Genomic DNA, 10,883 nt, shown 5'->3' on the forward strand with positions numbered 1-10,883 from the left:
GCTGACGGTGGGGAGCGTTATTTGTCAAAACACTGATTTCACGGATTTATTGTCCAGATGGGGGTAGGGAGGTGAGAGCTTATGCACACACTGATTACACAGAAAAGATTGATCTACATTAAAATGCTTAATGATAACCTGTAATTAACCGCTAAACTCTGACCCATTTCAATACCTTCGGGTCTTTGTTATAGCGGTAGGTAACGCCATTTTTCGCCCTCAGCGACTTGCCGCGGCTTGCCTTGCTTCTGATTGTGCTAATGGAATAGTTGGTTAATGCTTTCATTTCACTATGAGAAAGCCTCTCGGTTGTGTCTAGGTTGGGTGATGCTTCTGGCTGGCTTGGGACGTTGTTTCCCGAGGCATCATTTAGGTTAGGAGAATCCTCTGGGTTAGGGGCATCATTTAGGTTAGGAGAATCCTCTGCGTTAGGGGAATCTTCGATAATTTGCTCTGTTTCCGGGAGATTCGCCCTAATCGCTTTTCGCTGTCGATAATCCGCCATAGACACCAGTTGCCAACTAGATTCTTGTGCCAGTTCTAGCACCCATTGATGGTAACTGAACAGACTTTCTCGATGTCCAACACTGATAAATGTTGAGTGGGATTGTTGTAACTGTTGATATAAATTTCTTTCATTATTCAAATCCAACGCACTGGTTGCCTCATCGAGTATTGTGAAGCTGGGACGATTCACTAATAGTCGGGCGAAAGCAAGGCGTTGTTGTTCTCCCACGGATAATAGATTTTCCCAAGGGGCTTCTGTATCAAAACCCTCCACACGAGTCAACAAATGGTGCAGGTTAACCTGTTGCAAAACTTCTTCAAGTTCGCGATCGCTCATTTGACGATTCGTCCGAGGATAGAGTAACTGTTCCCGCAATGTTCCCAATATTATATAAGGACGTTGGGGCAAAAACAACATATCATTGAGCGGGGGGCGCACGAGACACCCTGTTCCTGCATTCCATAAACCCGCAATAGCACGTAATAGAGAACTTTTACCTCTCCCACTTGGACCAACAATTAATAACCCTTCTCCGGGTTGGACTGATAGTGATAAGTTGGTGACAATCGTTTGCTGGTAATCCGGTGTTTTTAAGGTAACATTATCGAAAGCGATGCGGTCTTCTTCTATCGTATTTATTCTACTAACTTGTTTCGGTTCCTGGATAACGGCGGTTAACCTATCCGAAAACTCGGCTAAACGATCAACGTAACTGGAAAATTGTCCTGACGAGCCAAATTCACCGATTAATTGTCCGAGAGCCTGAGAAAATAGTAAACTACATAAACTCGCTTGGCTGATTTCTCCATAGTCAATTTGATCGGTAATAAATAAAGGGGTGAGGATGAACATGGAAAACAGAGAAATAGCCGACTGATAGCCTCGGTTAAATATATCCTGACCCCTCTCCCAATTCAGTCGGCGTTCCGCTACGTTAATGAAATTACTAAATCGTCGCTCAATGATGTTTAATTCTTGATTTTCTCCCTGAAAAAAAGCGATGGATTCCGCGTGATTCCGAACATGAGTTAGGCAATAGGCGTAGTCGGCTTTACATTGAAGTTGCTCTTGATTAATTTTATTGAGTTCTTGGGTCAAATAAACGGCAATTAAGTTACCGATAATCGTATAAACAACTAGATAAATTGCGATTGTTTCCGATATTGTCCAGAGAATAGCGATAAATGCTGCCATTTCCAGGGTTTTTTCCAGAAATGTCGCTGAAAATCTCAGAGCGCTACTGGTAATGGGTTCGATTTCTTGGGATAGACGTTGATCGGGGTTGTCCAGATCAGAGCGAAAATTGATTTTATAATAAGCGCGATGGCTAAAATACTTTTGCAAGATATGATTATTGAGCCATTTGTACCAATCCAGAGCTACTCTTTTTCTGACATATTGCGAAAAGCCGACTAATAGCGTAACCACGACAATCAACAGAGTAGAAAGCCATAAGGTACTAATATATTTAGATAGATCCCTCTCTTCAATGATAATATCCAGGACATAGCGATTCCAGAAGCTGCCGAGAGCATTGACACTGACCAGAGAGACGATTAATAGGATCAAAAGCGCCAGCATTCCCCAAGCGCGAATCACTTCGGAAAAGGCTCTTGCTCCCGGTTCTGTGGGATACCAATAGGGTTGAGCGACGACTTTGAGCGACTGCCAAAATTTGGTGAACGGCAAAATCGGATTGGTTACGGTTTTGTCACGAAACACTTGAGCTTGCATAGTCGAAAACAATGGGTTTCACTGCTGAGGAAAAGAGCGCTACATTGTCAGGGGCGCAAGGAGGGTACCCCTACGCCACGTTATACTCAGCACAATTTGGCACGATCGCGAAGTGCTGCTGTTTTGAGTCAATCACTTACACCACCGTGCCATTTAACCGAGACGCTCACTGAACTGAGTGTTACCAGGCAATTAGTCTTCATCCACAATTTCAACGGTTCTTGGCGGTTGTACCTCTTGGGAATTGGTACTATTTCCGGAACTTAGATGGTGTTTAAGTTTGAGTTTGAGTTCCTCGGAAAGGGGTAAATCTTTAATTTCTTTGAGCAGAAATCTCACAGATTCGCTTTTGCTACGTTCTGTATAAATCCCCTTGAGAATCGCTTCAATTCCATATCCCGCGATCGCGTCTCCCACAATGGTACTCAATCCTAGCACCCCTAAACCGCCGACAATCCCTAGAGGACCTCCCAATACCGCGAGTAATGGGATCACAGCGGCAGAATTTCCGCCGGCGAGCGTTATGGCAATTACCAGAAGTGTGCCAGGAAGTCCTAAACCTGCAAGTTTTTTAACGATTTCATCCATTTGAGTTCCTTTAAATCCTTAAAGTATTGGTCAAAACACGAATTATATTCAGCTTACCAAAAGATTACACAATTCATCAATTTCTTGACTTTTTTCGATAACGACTCGCTGGGCTAAGGCTTTGAGCTGACGAATATTTTCGGATTGGGTATTGTCCATCGCTTCCAATTCACTGGTTAAGAATGTCTGAAACCGATAATAACATCGTTTTCCATCTTGGCTAGATGATTTCATCGACCGTTCTAATTGTCCGGCGACGACTTCACTACCCCCATCCAATAAAATGTTTAACAGGGGTCTTGCCCATTGCAACAGTCCCCAGTTTTTCGCCTCGTCATAGGGATAAATACTGGTTAAAGAACCTGTACCTAAGGAAACCAGCAATATCTCATCAGTATGGAGAATTTCTTGTCTTTTTTGCCAACTCATCTTCGCTTCCATAATGGCTAACTGGGCTGGATTATTGGCAATCACGCCACCATCGACTAAGGTATAAAAGCCATTGGGATTATGGGTTGTGGCAACGTGATAGGGCGCAAAATAGGTGGGCGCGGCGCTGGTTGCCATCGCTGCATCGGTGAGGTTAAACCCGAGGCACAATTTGCGGAATTTTCTTGATTCTGTCTCTTCTTTTGCTAGTTTGCTGGTAAAAAAGATGGGAATTCGTTGTTCGAGATCATAGCTGGTGACAAAAATCTCTTTCAGGCACTGATCCAATGGCGTGTTGCCTAAATATTGTCTGACAATTTCCTCGCGTCCATCAGAGGCATATTTGGGTTGGGCAAGTAAATCCTCGATTGGACCCAGGATTTTTTCAAAGAATGGCTCATAAAAAATTTCTGCGCCATACTCAACATACATTTGAATGAGTTCTTCGGCACTGTATTTCGCCATCGGTGTACTATCTGATGCTTGTGCATCTAATCGCGGTTTAGTCAGTCCGAGTGCCAGAATTCCGCCAGTTGATGTGCCAGAAATTAAATCGAATAAACTAAAAATCGGCTTTTGGGTGCGCTTTTCTATTTCGGCGAGGAGGATGGCGGGAATAATGCCGCGAATTCCGCCGCCATCAATTGCTAGTATTTTATACTTAAAATTTGCTGTCGTATTCATTGTTGTTTGCGATTCCTCCTGGGTTAAATTTTGAGTGGGTTCCGGCTGTTGATTGGTGACGGAAATGTCAGTTTGATTGGTTGGCTCACTTTCAGTTTCCTCTGATTGAGGTTGGGGGGGTAAAGGTGTTTCCATAGTGGCAAGGTTATCCCTATCTTTCCTTGTCTCTGTTGTTTCCGACCCTTGAGGCTGCTGATTCCCTAATGTTATCTTAGTTTCGGGTAATAAATCCGGATTCGATAAGTGAGTAAGTAGATAAGGACTTTGGCATACATCCCAACGAGGATTACCATGGAATTTGCCCTGATAGCCATTTCCGGTTTGGTCTTTAACGGTTTTTCCTTGTCCTTCATTTAATCGCCAATAGGCGACTAATCCAGGTTCATTCCCGACTAGAGGCTGAACACGATGTCTCTGAATTTCCACCGGAGAACAAGCGCAATTCCAGACGCTAATATTCGCCAATTGTCCGGTAAAATAGATGCGATCGTGTAATGTTGCCCCTAGAGTCACCGAACTCGATGCGTTGTTTAAAGTTGACCCTGTTAAGGTTCCCTTATAGTCATGGTCATCCAGATAAATCCTTAACTCCCCTTGATTAAAAACCAAGGCAAAGAAGTGCCATTGTCCAATAGTTAATTCTCCATTGCCAAAAGTTTGGACAACCTGGTTAACCGTTTCATCAATGTATACATCTAGATTTCCATCTTCACTAATCCCCAACTCAAAATTATCGCTGTATCGATTGGACGCACGGGCGAAAAAAACATTGCGCGTCCCATAACTGGTGGCTTTATTGGTGAGTTGTTCAGGCTTTACCCATCCAGAAATCGTCAAGGCTGCACTCCCCTGAGCCAAAACACCACCCAGATCAGTCCTGCCAAAATTGATATAATCATCCTGGCTATCAAATGTCAGCACAAATTGAGTATCGTCTGTATTGATCACACCAGTTTCATCTCCAGGTTGCTCTATCAAATCTCCCGATCGAACCGGAAACCACTCATTTTTTAGTCGTGAGCAGAACCTCTGCAATAGCTTGGGAAATGGAAAACTTTGGTGGAAAAATCTCCATCCAGAAAAACTCCCCAACCGGGTTGACTTCCAGGAATACATACCGATTATCGGGAGTGACAATAATATCAATTGCTCCATAGTTTAAGCCAAAATACGCCATGAGTTGGAGCAGTTTTTTCTCGACATCTTCGGGTAAGGTGTAAGCCTGCCAATCTTTGGCTAAAGCTCTACCTTCTTTGCGCCAATCGTGAGTAGCTCCCTGCAAACGTTGGGAGTCGATTGCTGCTGTAAATACCCGGTTTCCTACAATCGTTACCCGCAATTCCTGCGCCTTTGGTACGTTTTCCTGAAACGTCATCGGACAAAAACGCAGTCCTTCCAGATGCTCTAGATCCTCATCGGTAACTGGATTGGTGAAAACAACTTGCTCTTCCCCCTGCTCACCGTAAATGGCGAATTGAGATAGCATTTTGGTAATTATTCCTTGCCCTTTACACTCTTGGGCAAATTGTTTAACAGCGGCTGAATTATTTGTGGTGAGGGTGCGTGGAGTATTTAATCCAACTTCCCGGGCAACTTGTAACTGAAGTTGTTTATTTTTAGCGAGTTCAACATTGGGTAGGCTGTCAAGTTTAAATCCTTGGATACTGGCAATCATTCCTTGAGCCGTGCAGCGAGTTTCCCGCAGTGAAGCGTCTCTAAATTGCTGATCCATGGTTTCGGGAATTTTGAGTCCATGTCTAATTCGTCGATACCAAACTGAGGATACTTCACTTAAATCGAGGGTTTTTTCCCCATCGGTAATAATGACTCGCTCAGAATCGCCGGAGTAAATATCGAGTTGAACTTCTGTGGGAAATCTGTCTGTGTCAAATCGAAACGCTTTTCCACCTTTATCAGCGATTGCCTCCATGACGAGAGGAATACTTTCGTTATCGTTACTGTAGGTAATAATTAATACTGTCATTGGTTATTCGTCATTGGTCATTGGTCATTGGTCAGGGGTTGTTCCAGACGTAGCAGGCTACGTCTGGAACATGGAAATTAGGGTGTGGAAATTAGGGTGTCTGCGATCGCGCTGGAAATTGGCAAGTCTAAATCTCGCTCCAGCATTCCCCATTCGCCGATAGGATTAACTTCCAAAAAGACATACTCTCCGGATGGAGTAAGGATGAAGTCTAAGGCGCCAAAGAAAAGCCCAAATTTACCCATAAAGGCTTGGAGCCGACGCACTAATGCTTCCGGAAGCTGATGATGTTCCCATGCACCAGCCTCAACTCCAGGACGACGCCAATCTACTGTAGCTGTTTCATATACCGACGCTTTTAATCCCCCGACAAATACATTACCATTGACATAGACCACCCGCAATTCCATCTGCTTGGGAATTTGCTCTTGAAACACCATGGGACAATAGCTTAGTGACTCAGCATCTTCCAAGTCTTCTGGTTTCACCACGCTGGTATAGACAAAGAATGACGTGGCTTCCATACTCCGGGAAAGTGATTTGAGTAACTTACTCACCATTTTTCCCTGAACCTGTTGGAAAAACTCCCGTGCAGATTCGGCGTTATTGGTAACTAGAGTTTTGGGGATAACAAAACCCACTTCCGAGGCGACTCTTAGTTGGCGCAGTTTATTGTTAGCAATATTAATCCGTTCTAAATTATCCACCCAACGGGCATCTCGGAGACTGTCCCAAAACCCATCCAATGTGGCTAGGGATTCGTTGACGCAGGCTTTTTGATATTCTGGCGCTAATGCTGAACCCAGTTGTGGCTCCCAAATCCGGCGCATCCACACCGCTTTTACCTGCTCTGTCTGGATAGATTGTCTGCCATAGTTGATTGTGTGATACTGTTTATTGTGATCAAACTGCGCTGTGAGTTGCACCTCTAAAGGAAACTTATCTGTGTCCAAGCGAAAGGGTTGCGCCCCTTTTTTTGACAGGGCTTTTGCGACTCTATCTATGGTGAAGAAATCCCCACTATGAGTGATTAATAAAACAACGTCTGGCGACAGAGACATAAAAATGGTGTTTAAGGGTTTTCGATGATGTAGAGACCGAACATGGACAGTCTATTTGGGTTCAAAATTGAATCGGTTAGGTTCTGCAAGTATTGATCAACCCCCTTACAAATAACCAGTGATATGAGAAAGCGCGATCGTTTCCATTTAAGCTTTTAATAGACGGAAACGATCGCGCTTCCTAGAGTAGCTTTAAATTCGATCACCCAACACTTTAAAAGAGCGTCTCTACAGCTACTCCCTTGATTATCCCAGCCAGATAGCGAGACTTAGTACTCTTCCCAATCCGAAGGAAACTTCAGTGTAGTCACTGGAGCCTTCTCTGACGGTGCTGGGGCTTGGGCTTCTAAGAAGCGAGCGAAGAAAGGCACAACTTGCAGTTCTTTGTTTTTCGACATACTATTCTCCTTGAGGTATTTTTGGTGCGTTGGGAGTAGTGTTTGGTTATTGGCTTACCCAACACTTTAAAAGAGCGTCTCTACAGCTACTCCCTTGATTATCCCAGCCAGATGGCGAGACTTAGTAATCTTCCCAATCCGAAGGAAACTTCAGTGTAGTCACTGGAGCCTTCTCTGACGGTGCTGGGGCTTGGGCTTCTAAGAAGCGAGCGAAGAAAGGAACGACTTGCAGTTCTTTGTTTTTCGACATACTGTTTTCCTGGGGTAAATTTATGTCAACAATTTCATAGTAAATCATTAATTGAATTAAGGGTCAAGGACAGTTAGGACAGTTAACCAGAATTTTCAACTCGGCTGTTTTTTGCGGAAATCCTTTTTAATTCGTACCCTGCTTAATGAAATTTTCATCTATTGACCCCAGACTGTTAAAAAATATTTAATTCTATTGACATAGATGGAAACTAATGCTGATATAAGTGTCTATTTGATTCGTACAACTCAAGTGAAGAAAAAGTGAAGAAAAAAAATCAAGAGCATCGCTTGAGAGTTAGACAAGACAAAGGTTTCACAACCACCAAGGGATTCGTAAATAATCTTCCTTCGTTGTACAAATGCTCTAAACGTGCTATATATAATAGGCGAGACAACAAGGACAGTTAAGACAGTTTATTCTGCCTAGGATTTATGAACAATAGGTTATAAAAATGAACATTTCACTCAGGTGTGACAGCTCGAAACTGATAATCATATAGAATGATTCAACATGAAACGACGACGGGGAGTGATTTTGACGCCTGTCGGACTCAAGCGGTTACAGGCAGGGATACAGGCGGTAGAAATCGCCGAAAATAACGGCAATCGCTTGACTCTAGAGGAACTCGGCGATCGTATCAACCTATCCACAAAAACCTTGAGTCGCTTGTGGTCTCTCAATACCGCTGTTGATCAAAGAACGCTCAAGCTTTGTTTTGCCGCCTTTGACCTGCAATTACACCCAGAGGATTACACAACTTGCAGTGAACCAGACGCCAAACATCGAGGAGAGGGGTGGGAGGAGGCGTTCACTCAAAACCCTGAACTAAAGAACCCACTCACACCCCAATTGCCCTACCCTGATGGTCCGGTTTCCTTGAACTCTCCATTGTATATCGAACGCCCTCCCCTGGAAACACTGGCGTATCAAACCCTCGTGCAACCCGGTTGTGCGATTCGGATTTGCGCCCCAAAACAGATGGGGAAAAGTTCCCTAATGCTGCGATTATTAGATTTCGCCCAAACACAGCACTACTCCATCGTTTATTTAGACTGCAAGCAGATTTGTCCAAGCTGGTTGAGTGACATCAATCGCTTTTTGTGGGGATTTTGCTCACACGTTGCCAAACAACTGGGAGTTAATCCAGACTTAGAGAGTTACTGGCATGAATGCCTTGGCTGTAAATTAAGTTGCAGCTTCTACTTCAAGGATTACCTGCTCCAGGTGATCGACAGTCCAGTCGTGCTGGTACTCAATGAACTCGATCGCCTATTCAACTATCCTACATTGTCTCAGGAATTTTTTTCACTGTTGCGATCGTGGTATGAAGAAGCACGAGGAGATGAAATTTGGCAAAAGCTACGGCTGGTGCTGGTTTATTCGACTCAAAAAGATGTTCCTGGGGATAGTAAGCACGCTTCATTCAATTTCGGTTTGCCAATTTACCTGCCAGAGTTTACCCCACTCCAGGTGCAAGATTTAGCCAAACGACACGGTTTGAACTGGAGTTCTGGCAAAGAAGTGACTGCACTAATGAAATTTTTTGGCGGACATCCTTATTTAATTCGCATGGCTCTTTATCATATTTCCACTCGAAGACTTTCTGTGGATCAACTCCATTCCCTACATTGGGATGAACAACTGCATCAATATGCATAAGTTTTTAGTGTCGGGACAATTCCTGTCACCTCACCTATCCCCTGCGATCGCGTGTTGGGGTTACTGCGAAACCACGTCCGGGTATTGGCAGAATTTGGCGCGATCGTCAAGTAGAGATGTAGCATGCTACGTCTCTACAACCCAATCGGGTTAAAACATTCAGGAAACGGTTAAATCAACTTCAAAGGAGATATCATCATGATCCATATCACCGCCACCATACCAATCTTCAAAACCAAACTTGTTCTCACCCAGTAGACTGACATGATCTTTGCCATTAGGATTAGCACCTAAATAGGAAAAATAGGCAATGGGATCATTCCAGCCAAGGTCCGCCTCCTTGTCCTGCTCCTGTATTTCCTTCAAACCGACTATTGCGAATCTCAATTTTGCCCTGGGTATTGCTATTAGTTGTAGCTGAAGCACCATCGGTGAAAATTGCTCCCCCATAGCCTTTTGTATGGGGACTAAATGAACCGCCGGGAGTGGAGTCATTCTCGGTAAACGTCGAATTTTCGACAGTCAATCCCCCTAATACGGTGTTAATTGCCCCACCATTGATTCCAGTATTTTCCGTAAACTCACTATCTTTGACGGTGAGAGAACTTAACCAATCCTTTATTTTGTTGAGATTTTACAACAACGGTAGACTTGACTGCTAACATTATAATTATCTCTTCAAATAGACAATATAATTGCAGTCCAACTTAATTTATATAACAAAAAAGCATGATTAGTCAATTTTATCGGGGACAAATGAATATTTATAACAGTAGACACATCGATTAGGACTTTCGGCACCATAGAGACGTTCCATTCAAGGTCTCTAGATAAATAATGTGTCCTAACCGCTGTGGTTGAATTGGTTTAAACTAATTACACAAATTAATAATCAATTGAGTGTTTCATGTAACACTCAATTGCTCCCATGAATAAATTTGAATGGCTGCAAAAAAACTTACAAGTCATCCAGTTGCAAAGGTTCTCGTATTTGTTGTTGGAATAACTGCTGTTGTAGCGATGGCGGCTGTTGCAACATTCGTCGGATTTCTTGTTCGGCTTTCTGTTGCAAGTTTTCAGTTTGAGCCGATTCTAATTGTAAAAATAAATACAAAAGGGGCTGTTCTCGCTGAAGGCGTTGTTGAAATTGTCCCAGTTGTGACGGGTTGGTGAGTTGATCAATACTGGAGGGAAGTTGTTGCTCCGATAAGGGTTGCGCTTTCGCGGGTAGCGTCCAACTCAGTAGGGTTAAACTAATTGTTGCTGCCAGAAGTTTAAAGGAAATGTTTGTAGTCAGCGCTTTAGCGATTCTGGCACTAAAGTGTCTACTACGAACCCAGCTTAAGTCAGCGACATTCATTTTAAGAGTCATGATGCTCCCACCTTGTTTGATGTCAACGAAAATTATTCGATGACCTTCGTCATTATACATGATGACCTTCGACATTATACATGTAGAGAGGTTCCCAGGGAACGTCCCTACAAAATTGGTAGAGACGTAGCTGATTACCTAATTCATCGTCGGTAATAATTCCTGATGTTCCGGCAGTTTTCCGGTTCTTAACCATTCATCGAGTCCCTTGGG

Annotated in this window: 11 protein-coding genes and 1 pseudogene; 1 reads left to right on the forward strand and 11 read right to left on the reverse strand. The window is 43.5% G+C overall.

From position 1 onward, the window contains the following. Positions 1 to 151: 151 nt before the first annotated feature. From RIC07_RS13340 to RIC07_RS13370, 7 genes are all read right to left on the reverse strand, one after another. Entirely contained in the window at positions 152 to 2,242 is a 2,091-nt protein-coding gene (locus tag RIC07_RS13340) for an ABC transporter ATP-binding protein/permease (RefSeq protein ID WP_446394963.1), read from the reverse strand. A 192-nt stretch (positions 2,243 to 2,434) separates the two neighbouring features. After that, positions 2,435 to 2,830: a hypothetical protein gene (locus RIC07_RS13345; RefSeq protein ID WP_446394964.1), complete on the reverse strand. Its 396-nt coding sequence runs from the start codon at positions 2,828 to 2,830 to the stop codon at positions 2,435 to 2,437. Positions 2,831 to 2,878: 48 nt separating this feature from the next. Then, positions 2,879 to 4,921, reverse strand: a complete 2,043-nt coding sequence (locus tag RIC07_RS13350) for a patatin-like phospholipase family protein (RefSeq protein WP_446394965.1) — start codon at positions 4,919 to 4,921, stop codon at positions 2,879 to 2,881. Between the two features lie 25 nt (positions 4,922 to 4,946). Continuing rightward, a complete protein-coding gene (locus RIC07_RS13355; protein WP_446394966.1) occupies positions 4,947 to 5,927 on the reverse strand; it encodes an MvdD family ATP-grasp ribosomal peptide maturase in 981 nt (326 codons plus the stop codon). A 77-nt stretch (positions 5,928 to 6,004) separates the two neighbouring features. After that, complete coding sequence (locus RIC07_RS13360) at positions 6,005 to 6,988, reverse strand: MvdC family ATP-grasp ribosomal peptide maturase (RefSeq protein ID WP_446394967.1); 984 nt, start codon at positions 6,986 to 6,988, stop codon at positions 6,005 to 6,007. A 269-nt stretch (positions 6,989 to 7,257) separates the two neighbouring features. After that, positions 7,258 to 7,386, reverse strand: a complete 129-nt coding sequence (locus RIC07_RS13365; RefSeq protein ID WP_446394968.1) for a microviridin/marinostatin family tricyclic proteinase inhibitor — start codon at positions 7,384 to 7,386, stop codon at positions 7,258 to 7,260. Positions 7,387 to 7,507: 121 nt separating this feature from the next. Continuing rightward, positions 7,508 to 7,636, reverse strand: coding sequence for a microviridin/marinostatin family tricyclic proteinase inhibitor (locus RIC07_RS13370; protein WP_446394969.1), 129 nt, complete (start codon positions 7,634 to 7,636; stop codon positions 7,508 to 7,510). A gap of 513 nt (positions 7,637 to 8,149) precedes the next feature. Between RIC07_RS13370 and RIC07_RS13375 the strand changes: the two genes are divergently transcribed. After that, complete coding sequence (locus RIC07_RS13375; RefSeq protein WP_446394970.1) at positions 8,150 to 9,298, forward strand: AAA-like domain-containing protein; 1,149 nt, start codon at positions 8,150 to 8,152, stop codon at positions 9,296 to 9,298. On the opposite strand, the gene RIC07_RS13380 is transcribed toward RIC07_RS13375, so the two are convergent. The 4 genes and pseudogenes from RIC07_RS13380 to RIC07_RS13395 form a co-directional block, all read right to left on the reverse strand. Further along, positions 9,286 to 9,423 (reverse strand): hypothetical protein, encoded by a 138-nt coding sequence (locus RIC07_RS13380; RefSeq protein ID WP_446394971.1) that lies wholly within the window; start codon positions 9,421 to 9,423, stop codon positions 9,286 to 9,288. The two genes, RIC07_RS13375 and RIC07_RS13380, sit on opposite strands and share 13 nt — an antisense overlap. A gap of 34 nt (positions 9,424 to 9,457) precedes the next feature. Next, positions 9,458 to 9,727, reverse strand: a complete 270-nt coding sequence (locus tag RIC07_RS13385; RefSeq protein WP_446394974.1) for a DUF4114 domain-containing protein — start codon at positions 9,725 to 9,727, stop codon at positions 9,458 to 9,460. Next, a pseudogene (locus tag RIC07_RS13390) lies at positions 9,621 to 9,902 on the reverse strand (hemolysin); the annotation flags it as partial. The pseudogene RIC07_RS13390 and the gene RIC07_RS13385, both read right to left, overlap by 107 nt. Before the next feature lie 354 nt (positions 9,903 to 10,256). Then, on the reverse strand, positions 10,257 to 10,670 hold the full coding sequence (locus tag RIC07_RS13395; protein WP_446394972.1) for a hypothetical protein: 414 nt from the start codon (positions 10,668 to 10,670) through the stop codon (positions 10,257 to 10,259). Positions 10,671 to 10,883: the final 213 nt, after the last annotated feature.

This window comes from Coleofasciculus sp. E1-EBD-02, assembly GCF_040218245.1.
GTDB lineage: Bacteria > Cyanobacteriota > Cyanobacteriia > Cyanobacteriales > Coleofasciculaceae > Coleofasciculus.

Bases quoted from the DNA above. Each gene is read 5' to 3' on its own strand.
- RIC07_RS13340 (WP_446394963.1), bottom strand. From the start codon at position 2,242: ATGCAAGCTCAAGTGTTTCGTGACAAAACCGTAACCAATCCGATTTTG.
- RIC07_RS13345 (WP_446394964.1), bottom strand. From the start codon at position 2,830: ATGGATGAAATCGTTAAAAAACTTGCAGGTTTAGGACTTCCTGGCACA.
- RIC07_RS13355 (WP_446394966.1), bottom strand. From the start codon at position 5,927: ATGACAGTATTAATTATTACCTACAGTAACGATAACGAAAGTATTCCT.
- RIC07_RS13360 (WP_446394967.1), bottom strand. From the start codon at position 6,988: ATGTCTCTGTCGCCAGACGTTGTTTTATTAATCACTCATAGTGGGGAT.
- RIC07_RS13365 (WP_446394968.1), bottom strand. From the start codon at position 7,386: ATGTCGAAAAACAAAGAACTGCAAGTTGTGCCTTTCTTCGCTCGCTTC.
- RIC07_RS13370 (WP_446394969.1), bottom strand. From the start codon at position 7,636: ATGTCGAAAAACAAAGAACTGCAAGTCGTTCCTTTCTTCGCTCGCTTC.
- RIC07_RS13375 (WP_446394970.1), top strand. From the start codon at position 8,150: ATGAAACGACGACGGGGAGTGATTTTGACGCCTGTCGGACTCAAGCGG.
- RIC07_RS13380 (WP_446394971.1), bottom strand. From the start codon at position 9,423: ATGCTACATCTCTACTTGACGATCGCGCCAAATTCTGCCAATACCCGG.
- RIC07_RS13385 (WP_446394974.1), bottom strand. From the start codon at position 9,727: ATGGTGCTTCAGCTACAACTAATAGCAATACCCAGGGCAAAATTGAGA.
- RIC07_RS13395 (WP_446394972.1), bottom strand. From the start codon at position 10,670: ATGACTCTTAAAATGAATGTCGCTGACTTAAGCTGGGTTCGTAGTAGA.